This is a genomic window from Mesorhizobium sp. M0663 (genome assembly GCF_040320585.1).
Taxonomy (GTDB): Bacteria; Pseudomonadota; Alphaproteobacteria; order Rhizobiales; family Rhizobiaceae; genus Mesorhizobium.
Window position 1 is genome coordinate 1 of sequence record NZ_JAMYPX010000001.1, and the last position, 17,281, is coordinate 17,281.

The 17,281-nt window shown below is 59.9% G+C and carries 21 protein-coding genes; 6 read left to right on the plus strand and 15 right to left on the minus strand.

All coding sequences use genetic code 11. The features are described 5' to 3' along the window. Positions 1-1,222, minus strand: a 1,222-nt coding sequence (locus NKI54_RS00005) for an aminotransferase class V-fold PLP-dependent enzyme (RefSeq protein ID WP_352690262.1), incomplete at its 3' end; no start/stop codon positions are given. A gap of 99 nt (positions 1,223-1,321) precedes the next feature. Here NKI54_RS00005 and NKI54_RS00010 point away from each other — a divergent pair. After that, entirely contained in the window at positions 1,322-1,804 is a 483-nt protein-coding gene (locus NKI54_RS00010; protein ID WP_023721564.1) for an Lrp/AsnC family transcriptional regulator, read from the plus strand. A 191-nt stretch (positions 1,805-1,995) separates the two neighbouring features. Here the strand turns inward: NKI54_RS00010 and NKI54_RS00015 are convergent, their stop codons facing one another. Genes NKI54_RS00015 through NKI54_RS00050 form a run of 8 tightly spaced genes read right to left on the minus strand, consistent with a single transcriptional unit; the run spans position 1,996 to position 8,602 of the window. After that, positions 1,996-2,688 (minus strand): amino acid ABC transporter permease, encoded by a 693-nt coding sequence (locus NKI54_RS00015; RefSeq protein WP_352452053.1) that lies wholly within the window; start codon positions 2,686-2,688, stop codon positions 1,996-1,998. Positions 2,689-2,706: 18 nt separating this feature from the next. Further along, positions 2,707-3,423 carry an amino acid ABC transporter permease gene (locus NKI54_RS00020; RefSeq protein ID WP_031194726.1) on the minus strand — a complete coding sequence of 239 codons (717 nt, stop codon included), beginning with the start codon at positions 3,421-3,423 and terminating at the stop codon, positions 2,707-2,709. A 59-nt stretch (positions 3,424-3,482) separates the two neighbouring features. Further along, positions 3,483-4,310 carry a transporter substrate-binding domain-containing protein gene (locus NKI54_RS00025; RefSeq protein WP_352633937.1) on the minus strand — a complete coding sequence of 276 codons (828 nt, stop codon included), beginning with the start codon at positions 4,308-4,310 and terminating at the stop codon, positions 3,483-3,485. Positions 4,311-4,334: 24 nt separating this feature from the next. Next, a complete protein-coding gene (locus NKI54_RS00030; RefSeq protein ID WP_352454991.1) occupies positions 4,335-5,075 on the minus strand; it encodes an amino acid ABC transporter ATP-binding protein in 741 nt (246 codons plus the stop codon). 56 nt (positions 5,076-5,131) lie between these two features. Next, positions 5,132-5,695 (minus strand): peroxidase-related enzyme, encoded by a 564-nt coding sequence (locus NKI54_RS00035; RefSeq protein ID WP_352633935.1) that lies wholly within the window; start codon positions 5,693-5,695, stop codon positions 5,132-5,134. Beyond that, positions 5,692-6,162 carry a CMD domain-containing protein gene (locus tag NKI54_RS00040; RefSeq protein ID WP_352633933.1) on the minus strand — a complete coding sequence of 157 codons (471 nt, stop codon included), beginning with the start codon at positions 6,160-6,162 and terminating at the stop codon, positions 5,692-5,694. The genes NKI54_RS00035 and NKI54_RS00040 overlap by 4 nt, the downstream gene beginning before the upstream one ends. An 8-nt stretch (positions 6,163-6,170) precedes the next feature. Continuing rightward, complete coding sequence (locus NKI54_RS00045; RefSeq protein WP_352633931.1) at positions 6,171-7,634, minus strand: NAD(P)-binding domain-containing protein; 1,464 nt, start codon at positions 7,632-7,634, stop codon at positions 6,171-6,173. Then, a complete protein-coding gene (locus NKI54_RS00050; protein ID WP_352633929.1) occupies positions 7,631-8,602 on the minus strand; it encodes a LysR family transcriptional regulator in 972 nt (323 codons plus the stop codon). The genes NKI54_RS00045 and NKI54_RS00050 overlap by 4 nt, the downstream gene beginning before the upstream one ends. A gap of 235 nt (positions 8,603-8,837) precedes the next feature. Between NKI54_RS00050 and NKI54_RS00055 the strand changes: the two genes are divergently transcribed. Beyond that, positions 8,838-9,908 (plus strand): NAD/NADP octopine/nopaline dehydrogenase family protein, encoded by a 1,071-nt coding sequence (locus NKI54_RS00055; protein WP_352633927.1) that lies wholly within the window; start codon positions 8,838-8,840, stop codon positions 9,906-9,908. A gap of 153 nt (positions 9,909-10,061) precedes the next feature. Here NKI54_RS00055 and NKI54_RS00060 read toward each other — a convergent pair whose 3' ends face one another. The 3 genes from NKI54_RS00060 to NKI54_RS00070 all read right to left on the minus strand — a co-directional run bounded on the left by NKI54_RS00060 (position 10,062) and on the right by NKI54_RS00070 (position 12,032). Continuing rightward, a complete protein-coding gene (locus tag NKI54_RS00060) occupies positions 10,062-10,850 on the minus strand; it encodes a hypothetical protein (RefSeq protein WP_352633925.1) in 789 nt (262 codons plus the stop codon). 12 nt (positions 10,851-10,862) lie between these two features. Further along, entirely contained in the window at positions 10,863-11,519 is a 657-nt protein-coding gene (locus NKI54_RS00065) for a HupE/UreJ family protein (RefSeq protein WP_352690272.1), read from the minus strand. Between the two features lie 129 nt (positions 11,520-11,648). Beyond that, positions 11,649-12,032, minus strand: coding sequence for a hypothetical protein (locus NKI54_RS00070; RefSeq protein WP_352633921.1), 384 nt, complete (start codon positions 12,030-12,032; stop codon positions 11,649-11,651). 104 nt (positions 12,033-12,136) lie between these two features. Between NKI54_RS00070 and NKI54_RS00075 the strand changes: the two genes are divergently transcribed. The 3 genes from NKI54_RS00075 to NKI54_RS00085 all read left to right on the plus strand — a co-directional run bounded on the left by NKI54_RS00075 (position 12,137) and on the right by NKI54_RS00085 (position 14,266). Then, positions 12,137-12,418 (plus strand): metal-sensing transcriptional repressor, encoded by a 282-nt coding sequence (locus tag NKI54_RS00075; RefSeq protein ID WP_352503510.1) that lies wholly within the window; start codon positions 12,137-12,139, stop codon positions 12,416-12,418. Between the two features lie 8 nt (positions 12,419-12,426). Then, positions 12,427-13,764 carry a cation diffusion facilitator family transporter gene (locus NKI54_RS00080; RefSeq protein WP_352690276.1) on the plus strand — a complete coding sequence of 446 codons (1,338 nt, stop codon included), beginning with the start codon at positions 12,427-12,429 and terminating at the stop codon, positions 13,762-13,764. A gap of 67 nt (positions 13,765-13,831) precedes the next feature. Further along, complete coding sequence (locus tag NKI54_RS00085; RefSeq protein WP_352633917.1) at positions 13,832-14,266, plus strand: YqaA family protein; 435 nt, start codon at positions 13,832-13,834, stop codon at positions 14,264-14,266. Positions 14,267-14,487: 221 nt separating this feature from the next. On the opposite strand, the gene NKI54_RS00090 is transcribed toward NKI54_RS00085, so the two are convergent. Genes NKI54_RS00090 through NKI54_RS00100 form a run of 3 tightly spaced genes read right to left on the minus strand, consistent with a single transcriptional unit; the run spans position 14,488 to position 16,846 of the window. Beyond that, entirely contained in the window at positions 14,488-15,438 is a 951-nt protein-coding gene (locus tag NKI54_RS00090) for a sulfite exporter TauE/SafE family protein (RefSeq protein WP_352634321.1), read from the minus strand. Between the two features lie 7 nt (positions 15,439-15,445). Then, a complete protein-coding gene (locus NKI54_RS00095; protein ID WP_352633915.1) occupies positions 15,446-16,336 on the minus strand; it encodes a DUF1259 domain-containing protein in 891 nt (296 codons plus the stop codon). A 39-nt stretch (positions 16,337-16,375) separates the two neighbouring features. After that, positions 16,376-16,846 carry a chromate resistance protein ChrB domain-containing protein gene (locus tag NKI54_RS00100; protein WP_352633913.1) on the minus strand — a complete coding sequence of 157 codons (471 nt, stop codon included), beginning with the start codon at positions 16,844-16,846 and terminating at the stop codon, positions 16,376-16,378. A 132-nt stretch (positions 16,847-16,978) separates the two neighbouring features. Here NKI54_RS00100 and NKI54_RS00105 point away from each other — a divergent pair, with 132 nt between their 5' ends. Next, complete coding sequence (locus tag NKI54_RS00105) at positions 16,979-17,152, plus strand: hypothetical protein (protein WP_352633911.1); 174 nt, start codon at positions 16,979-16,981, stop codon at positions 17,150-17,152. Positions 17,153-17,281 lie beyond the last annotated feature (129 nt).

Below are 17,281 nucleotides of genomic sequence, written 5' to 3' on the forward strand. Positions count from 1 at the left end.
CGCAGGCGCAGCCACCGCGCGCCTGGATCCCGAACCGGTCGCTTAGCATGCGCGTGATCAGCTGCTGGTGGACGTAGCCGTCCTTTCCGTTTTTGACCCGGAAGGAAAAGATCGGAAGCCGCTCAGGATCCGATAGACCGAGGAGCTCCAGCCGCGGCAGGGCTTTCCATGCGCGAAAAGCACGACGCGCCAGCTCGCGATTGCGCGCTGTCATCGCGTCGAGTCCGATCGCGTCTTTGACGATGAAGGCCAGCGCGGCTCGTATGTCGCCGATCACGTTCGGCGTGCCGGCTTCCTCGCGGGATTCCAGACTGTCGCTGTAATCGTGTGTCTTGGGGGAGACAAACTTCACCGTCCCGCCACCTGGCCACGACGGCGTTTTCGTCGAAGGTCCGTCGCGTCGAACGATCAAGATGCCGGAGGCGCCGGGACCCCCGAGGAACTTGTGGGGCGAAACAACTATCGCGTCGATCTGGGCATCAGGGGCGGGCGACATGGAAATCGGCAGGTAAGGACCCGCCCCGGCATAGTCCCAGATCATCTTTGCGCCAGCGGCCTTCGCGATCGCGGTGATGGCCGCGACATCGCTGGTGATGCCCGTGACGTTCGAGGCCGCGGACATCGAGCATATCGTCAGATCTGACGACCCCCCGCCAACAGCGTCCTTGAGCTGAGACAGGTCCGGCCCGCCAGACGGATGCTCAGCGATTTCCACGATTTCTGCCCCGCTCTCGCGCCAGGGCAGAATGTTGGAATGATGCTCATAGGGACCGATAATGATCCGAGGGCGCTTGCCCGCTGCCACGGCTTCAGCGACGCTGAATAGCTTGACGAGGCGGTTGATCCCCGACGTAGCGCCGGAGCCGGTGAAGATCACAGCATGCCGTTCGGTGGCCCCGCAGAATTGACCGATCAGGGCGCGCGCTTCCCGACGCATGCGGGTCATGAAGCCTCCGCAATACGAGGCTTCCGTGTGGCTGTTGGCGTAGTACGGCAGGACCTCCTCAAGGACAAAGCGCTCGATCTGACGGAGTGCGCGGCCTGACGCGACATAGTCGGCGTACACCAGGTCCTTTGGCCCGTAGGGACCCACGATTTTCGCCGTCGATCCCACAAGCGCATCCCGGAGGTCGGCGGTCACGTCAGCCTTTTTCTTCAGCCCCTGGCGGAACTTTGACAGAGGGGTCTCGGTCTGCCTCGTCGTTGGGCGAGCTGCTTGCATGGTCAGTCTCCCCGGCTCGGATATTGACTTAGATTGTAACCTGCTCCACGGTCGGAAAATTCACCTATTTCCTGCAATTTTTTGCTAGTGACGTGTCAAATGATCGAAGATCGGGCGAAAATTGATGCATTTGATATGAAGATTTTGACAGCCATGCAGATCGATGCAAGCCTTTCGCAGCGAGATTTGGCGGAGAGGGTCGGCTTGTCCCAGAATGCGTGCTGGCGGCGGATCCAGCGCCTGCAGTCGCTAGGTCTTATCCGCGGGTCGCACAGTAATATCGATCTGCGAGCGCTGGGGCTCGACCTGACGGTTTTCGTAATGGTTCGCACCCGCCACCATTCCAAGGAGTGGAGTGAGGCGTTCCGTGCCCATGTCGAACGGTTGCCGGAGGTGATCGATTTCTATCGGATCGGAGGGGATTGGGACTACCTGATCAAGGTCGTGACACAAGGCATGTCCGGCTACGATGCATTCTACCAGAAACTGATCACGAACTTCGACCTGGCTACGGTGACAGGCTTCTTTTCCATGGAAGCGATCATCAACAATCGTCCAGTGGATCTGACCAATCTGCGATGAGGCGGCGCCCGCTGTAGGGCGCTTCGCCTTCATCGTCGCCAAGCCTTCGGCCGTGGCTCACCAGGGTGAGGTGTCGGTTTTTTACAAGAGCCCGCAGGTCTGGCAGAGCGTTCGCCCATCAGGTGTTTGCAGGCCTCAACTGAGCCTTGAGCTCCTCCGGATTTGATGCGCGGGTCCTGACGACGCTTCGCTCAGGTCCGCACCCTAAGGGCTTGCTCCAGCCTGTCGGCAATCTGGGTGACGATATAGGCAATCACCATGTAGATCACGACGGCAATCACGAAGGCTTCGAGGTAGTAGTAGTTCAGCGCGGCGGTCAGCTGGGACTGGGCGAAGATATCGACAACCTCGATGGCGAATCCGAGAGAAAGCGCCTTCATGATGACCATCATCGAGGTTGTCAGGTCGGGAATTGCCGTGAGAGCCACCTGGGGAAACAGAATCCGTCGGAACAATTGGCCGTTCGTATAGCCAAGGGAATGGGCGGCGTCTGACTGACCGGTGTCAAAGGCGTTCAGGGCTCCTTTGATAATCTCCGATTGGAACGCAGCGATACAGCCTGTCACCGCAATAATAAGGATAACCGAGTTGGGTGTTTCGTGGGCGTTGAAGTTGATTCCGAGCAACGAGAGCAGGAACTGGAATGCCGGGGGCAGACCGAAATAGGCGAGGAAAATCACGATGACCATCGGAACGCCCTTGAAGACGATCTTGTAAGCCATGATGAGCTCTCGCAGCACCGGGACTCGTCTGTATTCGACGAGTGCAAAAATGCTGCCGACTAGCGTCGACAAGACGAAAATCGTCAGCGCCATTCCAAGCGTTACAGGTACGGCGCCCAGAATTTCCTGGGTGTCCTGGAGCAAAATTTCGGTATCGAACATGGTTTAATACCCTTTAGGTCAGACGCTGGCGATGGCCGCGTTCTTGATCTGAGCTGTTGTCGTGGCCTCAGGCGCCTGCATCGGCGAGCGAAGCTCGAACAAGTGCACGATAAACCAGGCAATCAGGCACATCAGCGCATAGATGACGGCCAGGACGAGGTATGTTTCGAACTGGTACTGGTTATAGTCGCGCTCCATGATCAAGTGCGCGGTCGCCATCACGTCGGCCGCCCCGATGTACATGACCAGCGCAACGTTATGGATCAGGTAGATGATGGAATTTCCATAGCCGGGCAATGCGAAGTGCACCGCTTGCGGGCCCACGATGCGGGTGATCTTCTGGCGAAAGGTATATCCTAGACTGTCGGCCGCATCATGCTGGCCGCGATCGACGGCCAGGTATGCGGGCCGAAGGACTTCCGACAGATAGCCGCCATGGTAAAAGCTCAGTCCGACCATCGCAGCGATCGTCGGCGAGAAGAAATCTGCGGAGCCGAACAGGGCCACCAATAGGGGGAGCCCGTAGAACGCGACGAACAACTGGAGGACGACGGGAACGCTGCGGGCATAGGACACGTAGAGGTCGGTGAGGTGGCTGACCACTGGTATCCTGCGAATCCGCAATGTTGTCGCAACGAGCGCCAAGCAAAAGCCGACCAACATGGCGGTAAACGTGATAGCGAGCGTCAGCGGCAATGCCGAGAGCAACTCGGGAATCATAGCAGAAACATCCACTTTGAAACGCTCCTTCTTACAATTCAGCCTTGCCGCTGACGATATCTACTCAGATCACATCATTTCATATACTTGACGATGCCTTCGCCAAACCACTTCTGCGATAGCTTTTCGATTGTGCCGTCGTCTTTCAACTCCTTGAGAACTTTGTTCACGTCATCGACCAGAACCTTGTTTTCATCTGACCTGTGAATAAGCATATAGGTGTTGTTGCTGAAGACTGGTTCGGACGCCACGATGTCGAGCTTCTTTTCCTCAATGACGGTCTGCTCACCCAGGTTCGAAGGCAGGACCAGCGCGTCGAACTTGCCGTTCTGAACTTCGTCCAGTCGGTTCGGGTACGGAATACCGGCGCTCGACGCCGTGACGTCAAGCTTGTATTGCGGATTTTCTTTTTGCCAGTTCATAATGAACTTGTAGGTTCCGCCGCCGGCCGTGGTCGGAACGATCCTCTTGCCGACCAGGTCCTTCATTTCTTTGATGCCGCTGCCTTTCTTGCTGTAGATCTTCATCAGGCTGGCGCCCATGGGGTTTTCCGGAATGAAGAACTGCTTGGCGCGCTCGGGTGACTTGTAGTAACCGCCGACCGCGATGTCGTATTTGCCTGTGGCCAGGCCGGTTTCCTGCGCGATGTCGGAGACACCTTCCATTTCGAACTTGTATTGCGGCAGCTTTGCGTTGATCGCCCTCAGCAGATCGGGTTCATACCCTTGCGGCTCGACGCCGAGCGCGCCCCAAGCCAATGGCTTGGATTCGGCAGAGGTCGCGATCTTGATTGTCCGAACGGTCTGACCATAACTGATCCCTGCTGTCGCAAGGGCAATTGCGATGCCGCCGGCGACGGCCAGGGCATGACGACGCGAAAAACTGGATTTGATTGCAGACATTTCTTGGGTTCCCTTCTTGTTGGATTATTGAAAAGCGAGTTCAGACTGCAGGAATTGAGCAAGTCGCGGGCTGGAAGGCGCATCGAAGATCTCAGCCGGACTGCCGTCGGCGGCAACCACGCCACGATCCATGAAGACGATCCGGTTCGAGATGTTCTTTGCGAATTGCATCTCGTGCGTCACAAGCAGCGAGGTGATGCCGGACGACGTGACGTCCTTGATCACCTTCAGGACTTCACCGACGAGTTCAGGATCCAGCGATGATGTCGGTTCGTCGAAGAGCATCACATCCGGCCGAACCGCCAGCGCACGTGCGATGCCTGTACGCTGGAGCTGGCCACCTGAGAGCTGGGACGGATAGCTGTCCCGCTTCGCTGAGAGGCCGACCCTTTCGAGCTCTCGCAGCGCGATTTCACGCGCCTCGTCCGTGGACTTGCGCTGCACTACGACCAGCGGATCCATCACGTTCTGGAGGACGGTCATGTTCTTGAAGACGTTGAATTGCTGAAAGACCATCGCTGTCCGGAGCCGGATCGCCTGGATGGCTGCCTTGTCGGCGCGCTGATAGTCCATCCGAATCTGGTCGAACGCGATGGTTCCAGATGCAGGCTTAACCAGGTAGTTGATGCATTTCAGCAGGGTGGTCTTGCCGGTGCCGCTTGGGCCGATGATTGACACAACGTCACCTCGCTTTACCGAGAGATTGACGCCGTTCAGGACCTGCGTGCTTCCGTAGGACAGCTTTATATCTTTGAGTTCAAGCATTCTGATTGGTGCCCTTCAGAGTGTGGGACGGAGTGCCTTGACCGCATGCGACATCATCACACGCTCTCCGCATGGCCGAGAACGTGCATCAGCCGGTTTGCCCAGCCGAAGATCGATATGGCGTGGATCAAGTCGATGATCTCGCGGTCATCCATGCCAACTGATCGCAGCGCGGCGATATCGTCTGCCGTCGCTTCCGACGGCGCCGCCGACAGGCGGCGGGCAAAGCTGTAGATTGCCGCATCGCGCGGCCCAAGCTTTTCGGGTTTGTCGAGGTACAGCGCGGTGACCACATCGTCGCTCTTGGTCAACTCCGCATGTCGGCGGGCGTGAACAACGGCACAGAATTTGCAGCCATTGACCATTGATGCGCCCAACGCGCCAAGTTCGCGATCGGGACGGGCGAGCCCGCCCTCGACGTACATGATCGCGTTGAACAAGATGGTGCGGGCAAGATAGCTTTCCGGATCATGGACAAGGGTCCGTACATATTCCGAAACTTTCTTGGCGGAGGGCGTAACCTTCATCGCATCGAGTTGTTCCGGCGTGGCTTCGGATAGCTCGACTGGCGCGATGTATGGCTGCCAGTTCAGCGGCTTCAGGCGCACCGAGGAAATCATGACGACCTCATCAATCGCAAGCCGGTCGCTACCCGTGTCTGGAAGTTGACGAAGGCAATCAGTTCGGACAGCGCGACGATCTGAGGATTGCTCAATCCGGCCTGGGCGAGCAGGGCGATGTGGCTCGCCTGCGCCTTTTTCGGCGTCAGCGTGATCAGGTCGACATGACGGGCGATGCTCGCCAATGGCTCCTCGAGATCCGTTTCGCCCCGAGCCAATGCCCCGAGCTGCTCTGTCGGACCAAGTTGGGCCAGTTGCACATCATATTCGGCCATCAGGACCGGATCGGCATTCAGAGCGGCCATGCGACTGGCCAGAGCAACCCTCAAATTCGGCGCCAGCCCCTGATCGTTTGCTGGCTGTAGGACGGAGAGGCGACATTCCTCCGCCCCTTGCACGAATTCAGGCCGAAACCGCCGTGCGGCGAAAAGAGCATCGGCTGGCGAAATACCGGCGGCCTTGTCCATTGCGTCGATCACTGCGCGGCCTCCTTTTGCAGCAAGGGTGTTGAATCGACCCATTCGTCGCCCAGAAGTTCCGGGGTGTCGTAAGCGATCAGATTGGCGAAGTGGGTTTCGACATCTTCGGCAAACAGCGACGCGGCAATGCCGCGGACCAGACGATCAGCCCCGGCACTGACGGCCGGGATATCGCCGGAGACCTTGCCGTGGGTCAGCATGGCGGCATCGTTGAAGCAGTGGATATGCGCCAGCATCGGGCACGAACCCGCGACGCGTTCGCGAAACTCGAAGGCGGGGCCGAGATCCGGCCCCTCCGACATGCCTGCACGCGGCGGCCCCATGTCTGGCGTATATCGGCCATCGGACCAGGTGCGGATATGAAGGGCGAGCGCTGCAAATTCCGGGCGGTCGCTGAAGTCGTTTGAAAAGCCGGTTGCCGCGATCAGGAAATCGTAGCGCATTGGTCCTTGCGTGGTTTCGACCAGCAGGCTTCCCCCATCTTCCTTTACCGAGACTATGCCGCAGTCGAGAAAGAACCGGGCATTGGGGTGGCGAGACACGCGGAGCGTCGAGGAACGCGGCGGCGGCGTCTGGGTCGAGGCGGTGTAGTCGAAGAACTTCCATTTCCAGGCATCGGGCAGGTGATAGATGCCGTGTACAACGCCCTGGCTGCCGATGCCGGTCAGCTTGTTGATGCGCGGCATTTCCTTGCGGCGGATCAACATGTCGACTGAGCCGGCGCCCGCCTCGAGCGCCGTCGCGGCATTGTCCATGGAGGAGGCACCGGCACCGATGACCGCCACACGCTTGCCTTTCAGTGCATCGAAATCGATGTCATCGGCAGAATGGGACCAATAGGCGCGATCGATGCCCTTGAGGAAATCGGGCACGGCAAAACCGCCTAGGCCGGACCGGCCAGTGGCCAGAACGAGACGACGGGTGAGAACCCGGCCGGTTTCCGCGCCATCGATATTGATCGCAATCAGATCTCCAACAGGGGCTAGTCCGGTCATGCGCACGCTGTTGCGCACCGGCAGGCCAAGAACCTTGCGGTACCAGACCAGGTAATCCATCCACTGGCCCTTGGGGATTTTGTCCAGCGACCGCCAGGCCTCAACGCCCCATTGCGCCGTGAACCAGGCGCGGAACGTCAATTGCGGCAGGCCGAGCGACGGACCGTGCAGGGTTTTCGGGGACCGGAGCGTTTGCATGCGGGCAAACGTTACCCACGGTCCCTCGAGCCCGGCCGGAGCCGCATCATAGGCCACGACATTGGTTATCCCGGTCAGCACCAGCTTTGCCGTGGCAGCAAGTCCGCACATGCCGGCGCCAATGACGATGACGTCACGGACCGGGACGCCATTCTCCGTGCGCGTCGGAACCCAAGGTTTGGCCGGCAGCTCGAGAAACTCGAGATCCTGTGCAAGCTGTGCTTCCAGCGCAGCGAGCCCCGCCGGCGGTGTGGGGGTATGCTTCATATTCCAGTCCCGTGATTTGTGCCGGATTCAGAACCGTTCACCAACCGGCCGGCCAAGGCCGGATCGAGCTTCGTGAAACCCGCGATTGACCGTTCAGCCACTGCTTCGACCGCATCCATCAAAGCCCGGGCGACTGGACGAAGCGGGCGCTTTTCGGCAGCCAAAACGCCCCAATAAAACAGGACGGTCACGTCGATCGGACGGATGACGACATCGGGCAGGGCAACGCCATAAGCGGTGAGGGGATCGATGACTGCCGCAGCGCCAGTCTGGCGCACGATCTGCAACGCGCCGTACGCGGTATTGGTCCGGATCATTGGACCGGTGTCGATGCCCCTGGCCGCCAGTGCCTTGGAGACATGCAACTGAAAACGCAGCGGATTGAGCAGCGTGGCGACGCGTCGACCGGCAAAAGCCGAAAGCGGGATCACATCAAGTTCAGCCAGCGGATCGTCCTTCCGCACGGCAGCCACATCAGGCGCCGAATAGAGCCTCAGGACATCCAGGCCCGGCGTGTCGAGTGGCAGGCTCGAAAAACCGATCTCGGCACGACCGCTGCGCACTTCCTGGGCAACGATCGAGGGAAGAAACTGCCCCAGATGCGTCTCGTGCGGAAGCTCCACACCTTGGAGCTCAGCCAGGGCCGTTGGGATCAAGCCGGTGCCGATCGCTGACGTAGTGACAATCTGCAGGATCCGCCCTCGGCCGGCGGCAATCATTTTGGCCCGAGCCGCGAGTTCAGTGAAGGACATCAGCAAGCGCCGCGCTTCCTCCTCGAAAGCCACACCCTCTTCGGACAACTGCACGCGTCGACCGACCCGATCCAGCAATTCGAAGCCGAGCTCTGCCTCGAGATCCTGGATGGTGCGCGTGACTGAAGGCTGGGAACGTCCGAGCACGTCAGCCGCCTTGGTGATGCTGCCGCTGGCAGCAACAGCAAGGAAGGCCTGGAGATCTCGAGTTTCCATTTACGCCTACATGCGCGTTGTGTATGAGTAAGATCGTCTCATGCAGATTTGATATATGTCAAGGCGGAAATGAAAATATGGCCTGAGACGTGTCGGTGATTCGCCATGTGGTCGGAACGGTTCGCCAGCCCCAGAGCGTCGGCAATCGTCCTGCTATGTGGCTCGGGTGTGTGTGCACCCTGCCAGCAACGGCCTGGGAGCTGCGATCCATCACGAATGAAACAGGAGAAATCCCATGCGCGTGAGTATTCTGGGGGCCGGCGCAATTGCTTACGGCCTTGCTGCCTACCTGGCAGAGGCGGGATATGATCCAATGCTTTGGTCGCCGTCGGGAGGGCGCACCAAGGCACTGGCCGCCGGCGAATTGCTAAAGGCCACGGGCGCTGTCGAGGCAACGGTGTCGGTGCGTATCGCCAAGGATTGTAAAGAGGCTATTGCCGCTGCAGACGTTGTGATGATCGCGCTGCCGGCTAACGGGCACAAGAAAGTGATGGATGCTGCCGTTCCTTATCTGAGGGAGGGAACGCCGGTAATCATCAGCTCTCACAGTTCCTTCGGAGCGCTGTATCTCTCCAGGCAATTGGCGCAACGCAAGGTTCGCCTGCCGATCGTCGTCTGGGGCACAACGCTGGTGACCGGCCGCCAGTCCGGATCAACAGAAGTCCATGTCACCAGCGTTCGCCAGAAGCTCGATGTTGCGACGCTCCCGTTCGACGCGATGGACCAAGGGTTCCGACTTTGCACGACCCTGTTCGGCGATCGTTTCGTCAAGCGCGACGGCATGCTTGCTATCGCGCTCAGCAACCTCAATCCGCAGAACCATCTCGGGATCGCTCTTCTCAATCTCACACGCATGGAAAAGGGAGAGCAGTGGAGCCAGGCCGGAAACGTCACGCCGGCTGTCGGCCGCTTTATCGAGGCTCTGGACGCGGAACGATTGGCGATCGCCGCTCGTTTTGGAATTGCTGTGCGCACAGTTGAAGAGCATTTTTCATTGTCGTTTCACGTTCCTATGGGCACCGTTCCGGAAATGAACCAGCAGATGGATCGCCAAGGCCGCGGCGGCTTGGGCCCGTCAACTATCGAAAGCCGCTATGTTCTGGAGGACGTTCCTTTCGGGCTGCTGCCGACGGTACTCTTGGGGAAGATCAGCGGAAACCCAGCGATCCTCCATGAGGCTGGAATTTCGATATTCTCTGCAGCCTATGGTCGCGATCTTAAGGCAGACAATGATATCCTTCCTGCGCTCGGCATCGAAGGAATAGGAAAAGTGGATCTGGAGAACCTTTGCCGTAAGGGTTTTTAGCGACCCTTCACAGATGCTGAGCAGGCAATCGGCTGCCAGCGACACTTCCCGTGACGCGTCAATCAACCCGCTCTCATCTCTGATCAATCCGCTGCATCTTGTTGCGGAAGCCGACCGATCGGCTTCCGTTCTTATATCGGGAGCGAGCAGCGGCTAGATCACGCGCTTGATGTCGGTATAGTTCCCTTCTGTCGTGATGGTCAGCGTTACTTCTCTGTCACCGCGATTCCGCCAGAACCAACCATGATTTCCATCGAAGGCGGCTTCAATGGCACCTTCGTCAGCTGGAACGCTGCGACCCTTTTCGTAGCTTACGGACTGACCGCCGCCATCGCCGTGCGTCTCGAAGTTCACCACGCCACCGTCAGCTGTCCAGGAAAAGTTTGCCTTGGCGCCCTGCCGCATCACGAGCTTGACTTCGGCACCCTGGCCTGGCGCCAACGTGAAGGATAGCTCGTCTTGCCTTCCATCTGGCCGGATCGGGGCTTCCGAGGTTGCTTCGGTGACAGGCGCTGCAGCAATGGCCGGAGCCTCGGCGGGAGCAATCTCTCCAACTGTCACATTGTCTTGGGCAACGGCCTCCCCAGTTGGGGATGGCTGCGACGCGGGCTGTTCGGCGGTCAGGGCAACGAGGAGGTTTTCAATTCGGTCCATGCGCGCCATCAACTCGGCTGGAGGGACCATTTGCGTCATCCGCTCGGATGTCGCCTTCGCGCTGGCCATTTCGTCCGTTGCCGCCTCTGCCGCCAGCTGCGTCTTGATTTCACCCATATTGGTGAGGCCGAGCAATCTGCCTGCTCCGGTCGGGTCGATCGCATACTCGGACGGCATGACGACCGTGATGAGCAATGCGAACGCCGTCAGCGCGGCAATTAAGGTGGAGCGCTTGAGCTGCGCTGAAGTCGGCAAATCGGCGCGGCCGGGAAGATCGGTGTTGTACATGATTTCGGTTCCTTATGCTGCGACGAACAGGCCGGTGAGCTGATATCCGATCAGCAGGAAACCAGCCGTCATCATGATGACATTGGCGGTATAGGCGTGGCGCCAGAAGCTTCGTGTCCGGCGCCAGTAGCCCATGACGATCAGGATGGCGCCAAGAGCCAAGAGCTGCCCGATCTCGACACCGACATTGAAGGCCAAAAGGTTGGGCACCAGGCCGTCAGGAGAGATGTTGTATTCGATGATCTTCGTCGACAGGCCGAAACCATGGAAGAAGCCGAAGACCAGCGTCGCGACCTTGGTGTTCGGCTGGAAGCCGAGCCATCTCTGGAAAGCGCCCATATTGTCGAGCGCCTTGTAGACCACTGACAGGCCGATGATGGCGTCGATGATGTAGCTGTTGATGCCGAAGTTGAAATAAACGCCGAGCAGCATGGTCGTGGAGTGGCCGAGCGCAAACAGGCTGACATAGATGCCGATATGCTTCATACGGTAGAGGAAGAAGATCACGCCGAACAGGAACAGGATGTGGTCGTATCCGGTCACCATGTGCTTGGCGCCGAGATACATGAAGGGCAGCACGTTGATGCCCGAGATTTCCTGGATATAGCCCTTGTCGCCCTCGGCCACGGCGTGGGCGAAGGCAGCCCCGCCCAGGAGCGGCAGGGTCATGAGAGCGATAAGCAGGGGCAGGGCGGGTCGCCAACACGTGCGACGCGAGCCTGTCCGGCTCCGGTCGAAGGGTCCTTGCATAAGATTTCCAATCTTCGTCGTTGAGGGTGGCCGCGCGAGCGGCCGCGATCATGCGGCGAGGATTGGTCTCGGCGGTCGCTCAAGCCGGAATGTCGTATCCGGATCGACGAAAGTCAGCGGATAATTCAGCCAGCCCCGTTCGAGCTGCGGAACGGTCGGTGCGAAGTCGGAGGGCGTACTCGCCGTCTCGTGCGAGTGGTCTGCCGCATTGTGCCCGTGAAAATGTCCAAGGCTCTGCTCGTCCGAAACGCCATCATCGTGTGCGTGGCCATGATCTTCGATCTGTGCGGCGGCTCCGCCGTGACGTTCAACCGCGGTGGCAATCGCGATCGGATCGTGTGAGGTCGAATAGCCGAAAGGACGCAGCACGCCGAACATCATCGCTAAAGCGATGACCAGACAAAAAACCGTGCTGTGGATCCGATTCGGCATGAACGGCGATTATTCTCTAAAATCCTAACGAATGGTTTTTGCTACATCAGAATCGAGGCCTCTTTGAGACTTGCATATCCCCTCCAGGAGGATAGTATCAGGATATGAGCGACCAACCCCACACCCACGAAACCCACCCCGATATCGTCAAGCGCCTGAAACGGGCCGATGGACATCTCAAGGGCGTCATCGAAATGATCGAAGCGGGCCGGCCTTGCCTCGACCTCGCCCAGCAGCTCCATGCTGTCGAGAAGGCCATCTCGCAGGCCAAGAAGACCCTGATCCAGGATCATCTCAACCATTGCCTTGAAGACGTTGTCGGGCCGTTGGCGCGCGAGCAGCGCCGCTCGATCGACGAGTTCAAGGACATCACCAAGTACCTGTGAGAAGCGCCATGATGGACAAAGTTCGCGATTGGTTCGGGTTTGGCCCGATGACGCATGGCATGGGGGGGCACGGACATGATCACGGTGATGGTGGCCATGGCCACACACACGGTGTCATAGATCCGACGATCGCCACGACGACGCGCGGCATATGGGCCATCAAATGGTCCTTCGTCGTGCTGGCGATCACCGCAGGACTTCAGCTCGTGGTCGTGTTCCTCTCCGGCAGCGTGGCGCTGCTGGCCGACACGATCCACAATGTCGGCGACGCGGCCACTGCCATTCCGCTGTGGATCGCCTTCGTGCTGGCCCGCCGCAAACCGAGCAAGACGTTCACCTACGGGCTGGGCCGGGTCGAGGATCTGGCCGGGATCGTCATCGTTCTCATCATCCTCTTCAGTGCCATCGTCGCCGGCTACGAGGCGATCGACAGGCTGATCAACCCGCGCCCCATCGTATTTCTCGGCTGGGTCGCCATCGCCGGCCTGATAGGTTTCCTAGGCAACGAAGCCGTCGCTGTGTTCCGTATCCGAGTCGGCCGCGAGATCAACAGCGCGGCGCTGATCGCGGACGGCTACCATGCCCGCACCGACGGTTTCACCAGCCTGGCGGTCGTGCTGGGCGCCATCGGAGTTTGGCTGGGTTTTCCACTTGCCGATCCGATCGTCGGACTATTGATCACCGTGGCGATCTTCGCCATCGTCTGGCAATCTTCGAAAGCCGTGTTGACGCGCATGCTCGACGGCGTCGAGCCCGGCATCATCGACGAAATCCATCATGCTGCCGAGCACGTATCCGGCCTTGAACGTATGCAAAGCGTGCAGGCGCGCTGGATCGGGCATCGCCTGCATGCCGACGTCGCCATCAGCGTTCCGGACGCGGCGACGGCCAAAGACGTGCTGGGCATCAGCGAAGCCCTCAAGGAGGAACTGTTCGCCCACTTGCCGGCGTTGGCGGAGGCGAATGTCCGTCTGGAAAGCTCAGCCGGTTCGACCGCCAAGCGGGCGGGAGCCTCTCATGCTCACCATCATGCGCCGGAGCCCTTCAAAGTCGCCTGCGATCTGGCTGCGGGGACGTTGGAAATCGTCGACACGCCCGCTGGCGAGCGGATGCGGCTAACCATCGATCGCCACGCCGACGATCTGACAGCGACGGTGATCATCGACCGGCCCAACGGGCCGGAGACGCTTCGCCTCGAACCCGTCGGCGACAACCATCACCGCCTTGAGAGCACCGTCGCCCCTGCCGAGCCGCATGAGTTCCAGGCAAGGCTGGTGCTGACCGCGAAAGATCGCGAACAGGTGCTGTCGTTCAAGATGGTCGAGCCCAAGGGCCATCACCACTGAGGCCTGGGGGAGAATCTTTGCGTGGCTTGAAACATTTGCTCAGACCGGTGCCGCGTGATGCGGTTCAATGACCGATCTCGCCGCTTATGCTGGTCTGTTCCTGGCGGCCTTGCTCGCCGCGACCATTCTGCCGATGCAATCGGAAGCAGTGCTGGTCGGGCTGCTGCTTGCGGATTACTCGCCCTGGCTGCTCATCGCAGTCGCGAGCGTCGGCAACGTGCTTGGATCGGTGATCAACTGGCTGCTCGGGCGAGGCATCGAGCGCTTTCGGAGCCAACGGTGGTTTCCGATGAACCAAGCGCAACTGGACCGCGCGCAAGTGTGGTATCGCCGCTATGGAAAATGGTCGCTCCTGCTGAGTTGGCTGCCGGTTGTCGGTGATCCGCTGACCGTCGTGGCGGGCGTCCTGCGCGAGCCTTTTCGGGTTTTCCTTTTGCTGGTCACTGCCGCCAAGGTCGGCCGTTATCTTGTTCTTGCCGCCGTGACGCTGAGCGTCATCTGACCTGGCGAAGCTTCTCGAAACTGATCGGGTTAGGGCCGGCTGGTTCGAAGGAACCAGCCCAAGAGCCACGTCTGATGCACGCGGACGGGAAGCCTAGCTCTGTTTGACGGCGACCTTGTCGAGGGCCGTGCGCAGGCCTTCTGCCAGCTTCTGCGCGTCGCGGGACCGGCCAACCAAGCTACGGCGCAGCGCGCGAAGGGCTCCAGCCAACATGGACATTGTTAAGACATTCCTGTGGCCGCGCACCAGGCCTGCACAACGAAGCTGTGCTGGTTCCAGATCATCAGCGCTCCACTGACAGCCATGAGCGCGACCACAAGGCCGCGGAACTGTCGTCCACTCAGGCGTTCGAGCCAGGGCTTGGCCAGCAGATTGGCAAGCGCGGCGCCCAGACCCGCGGCTACGCCGTACATGGCCGCCTGACCACCGAGCGCGCCGAGTCCGGTGAATACCGCGACCTTGACGACATCGGTCACAAACGAGTTCACGGATTTCGTGGCGACCAACGTCTCCTTCTCCGAACCGTAGTTCAGATAGAGCGAATTCAGGACGGGTCCCACCGTGCCCATCAGCGCCGACAACAGGGCGACGATCAGGCCGGCCGGGAGGAACCACCAGCGGCGGGCTCGGTAGCTCCGCTGGCGCGCCCCGCCGCGAAATTCCCAGACTGCACTGATCAGATAGATTCCTATGAGTATCTGGAGCCATTCCGCCCGACTGTTGGCGAAGAGCCAGGAGCCCGCCGCGGCACCGGCGATGGCGCCGGGCAGGTACCAACGGACCAGGCTCCAATCGATGTCGCGCCGAAAGGCCAGGGCGCGGATGGGATTCCCGATGAGCTCGGTCAAGGTGATGACCGGCGCAACCGCCGCGCTCCCTGTGATGAAAGTCACGGCGGGGATCAGCAATAGACCTCCGCCTCCGGCCGAGAGGGTATTCAGCGTCCAGGTGAGGAACCCCGCCAACGCCAGGAGGCCTAGTCTAATCCAGTCCATCTGATCAGAATGAAGCGGGCTTTCGATCGTTCCGAACGCATCGGTTCGCAAAAACCCGGCCCGCCTCTTGAGTCTTTTGTCAGGCATCCGGCTTCGCATCAACATCGGCTGATTCCCTCCCGGCGTGCGATTGGGCATTGCCCGGCCGAACTCCGCCGTTGGTCGCGGGCGCGGCACGCCCAATCTAGCTCTTCTTGACGGCGACCTTGTCGAGGGCTGCGCGCAGTCCTTTCGCCAGCTTCTGCACATCGTCGTTCGCCCAGAAATGCATGAAGAAGAGCCGCGGCTGCTCATCGAGCATGTGGCTGTGCAACGCCGTGATCTCGATGCCGTTGTCCTGCATGGCTTTGATAACCGGATTGACCTCGTTTGCGGTCAGCACAAAATCACCCGTGATCGCTGCCTTGCCGCCACCTGTCGATTGGAAGTTGATCGCTATTGCCGAGCCCATGGCCGCCGGCACTTCCATTCCATTTTCCTCGACCGGCTTAGCGCGCGAGATCGTGAACTGGTAGACCGCACCATTGGCCTTACCCTTATAACCGATGGTTTGGTCGACACTTGCCGTGTCGAAGTCGATCTGCTGCGCGGAGGCTTGTGGCTGGGCGTCGCCTCCCATCGGTGTTTTGCTCAGCGCCAATCCGGCATGAAGCGCCGTGGCGAGCGTGACGGGATCGCCCTGGCCGAGGACATGCATGTAGAGCGTCATCGGCTCCGCGCGCAGCAAGTGGTTGTGCACCGCAGTGATCTCGATCCCACCTTCTTCAAGCTTCTTCATGACCGGGTTCACCTCGTCCTGCGTCAGAACGATGTCGCCCATGACCATGGCCTGATCTCGCATGGGTTCGAAGGCGATCCAGCCTCCAAGCGCAAATCCGGGTTTCAGGGATATGCCATCGAGCGATACCATCAGGTCCGTTCGAGGCAAGCCCACCCGGTAGACACCGCCAGGCGTCTCGGTTCCGGATTTGCCGAGCGCTTTTGCGATTGCTTCCCAATCGGGTGCCGCCGATGCCGGTTGGAGCAGCGCCGACATCGCGATCAGCATTGCTCCGGTTACGAGTTTTGCATGCATGGGGTTTCTCCTTGTGATCTGCCCCCACTGCCCAATTCGTCATGCGGCCGCCGGCTTGATGGCGGGTGGCCAGCTATGCGTTTCCGCCTTGCGGCCCGAAGCCCACGCGTAGAGCGCGTCATAGATGACGAAGCCGTGCTTCAGCACCTCGTGGTCGTCGGGCGTCAGGTCCCGCAGACCCATGGAGATCGCCAGCAACCCTGCCGACTGTGGCGTGAGATCGTGCCGGTCCGTGTCGGCGCCGCGTACGATCGCGGCAATGGTTACGATCGCCGGGTCGCGCTCGAGCCCATTTTTCGAAACAAAGGTGTCGAAACTGCAGCCGTCACCCACATGCGTGAACTCGACACCGGGCACGTCATAGGGTGTAGCGCCCGTCTCCTGGGCAACCGGGATCACCCGATCCGGCGGCACGAACAGGAATTCTGGCTCCTTGTCGATGAAGCGGGCGATCAGCCAGGGACAAGCAATACGGTCGATGACCGGACGTTCGCGGGTAACCCATTTCATGGCCTTGTCTCCCTTTTGGTTGGCGCCACTCAGCGCGGCCTACTGCTGCGAGACCGCCAACGCTACGCCTGGATAAAGAATGATACAAGTGTTACATTTATCTTACCCGTGATACGGTTCGCTTATCAGTGAATGGAACAGCCCTGGCTGCTCCTTATCCATCATCTGCCGAGCAAGCCGGCCTTTCCTGGCGAAGATCTGATGGCGCGCGCCGAAATCTTGCGGGCCAAGACGGGACATGTTCTGGACATCGGCGCCGCGCTGGCGGTTATCCTGCTCGGCGTTTGGCCGCTGATCCGGAGATAGGTTTTCGATCTTGGCCGACCCGCCGCACATCCGTGTTTGGGGTCCGCCGTGACATCGACTGGATCGATGCCAACAGCAGTTCCGAAGAGATGTGCCGTTCGGCCCTGCCAGCATCGACGAGTATGGCAA

What these genes read in the sequence shown, in the direction of transcription:
- NKI54_RS00010 (WP_023721564.1), top strand. Translation starts at nt 1,322, where the DNA reads ATGATCGAAGATCGGGCGAAAATTGATGCATTTGATATGAAGATTTTG.
- NKI54_RS00015 (WP_352452053.1), bottom strand. Translation starts at nt 2,688, where the DNA reads ATGTTCGATACCGAAATTTTGCTCCAGGACACCCAGGAAATTCTGGGC.
- NKI54_RS00025 (WP_352633937.1), bottom strand. Translation starts at nt 4,310, where the DNA reads ATGTCTGCAATCAAATCCAGTTTTTCGCGTCGTCATGCCCTGGCCGTC.
- NKI54_RS00030 (WP_352454991.1), bottom strand. Translation starts at nt 5,075, where the DNA reads ATGCTTGAACTCAAAGATATAAAGCTGTCCTACGGAAGCACGCAGGTC.
- NKI54_RS00035 (WP_352633935.1), bottom strand. Translation starts at nt 5,695, where the DNA reads ATGATTTCCTCGGTGCGCCTGAAGCCGCTGAACTGGCAGCCATACATC.
- NKI54_RS00040 (WP_352633933.1), bottom strand. Translation starts at nt 6,162, where the DNA reads ATGGACAAGGCCGCCGGTATTTCGCCAGCCGATGCTCTTTTCGCCGCA.
- NKI54_RS00045 (WP_352633931.1), bottom strand. Translation starts at nt 7,634, where the DNA reads ATGAAGCATACCCCCACACCGCCGGCGGGGCTCGCTGCGCTGGAAGCA.
- NKI54_RS00050 (WP_352633929.1), bottom strand. Translation starts at nt 8,602, where the DNA reads ATGGAAACTCGAGATCTCCAGGCCTTCCTTGCTGTTGCTGCCAGCGGC.
- NKI54_RS00055 (WP_352633927.1), top strand. Translation starts at nt 8,838, where the DNA reads ATGCGCGTGAGTATTCTGGGGGCCGGCGCAATTGCTTACGGCCTTGCT.
- NKI54_RS00060 (WP_352633925.1), bottom strand. Translation starts at nt 10,850, where the DNA reads ATGTACAACACCGATCTTCCCGGCCGCGCCGATTTGCCGACTTCAGCG.
- NKI54_RS00065 (WP_352690272.1), bottom strand. Translation starts at nt 11,519, where the DNA reads ATGACCCTGCCGCTCCTGGGCGGGGCTGCCTTCGCCCACGCCGTGGCC.
- NKI54_RS00070 (WP_352633921.1), bottom strand. Translation starts at nt 12,032, where the DNA reads ATGCCGAATCGGATCCACAGCACGGTTTTTTGTCTGGTCATCGCTTTA.
- NKI54_RS00075 (WP_352503510.1), top strand. Translation starts at nt 12,137, where the DNA reads ATGAGCGACCAACCCCACACCCACGAAACCCACCCCGATATCGTCAAG.
- NKI54_RS00080 (WP_352690276.1), top strand. Translation starts at nt 12,427, where the DNA reads ATGATGGACAAAGTTCGCGATTGGTTCGGGTTTGGCCCGATGACGCAT.
- NKI54_RS00085 (WP_352633917.1), top strand. Translation starts at nt 13,832, where the DNA reads ATGACCGATCTCGCCGCTTATGCTGGTCTGTTCCTGGCGGCCTTGCTC.
- NKI54_RS00095 (WP_352633915.1), bottom strand. Translation starts at nt 16,336, where the DNA reads ATGCATGCAAAACTCGTAACCGGAGCAATGCTGATCGCGATGTCGGCG.
- NKI54_RS00100 (WP_352633913.1), bottom strand. Translation starts at nt 16,846, where the DNA reads ATGAAATGGGTTACCCGCGAACGTCCGGTCATCGACCGTATTGCTTGT.
- NKI54_RS00105 (WP_352633911.1), top strand. Translation starts at nt 16,979, where the DNA reads ATGGAACAGCCCTGGCTGCTCCTTATCCATCATCTGCCGAGCAAGCCG.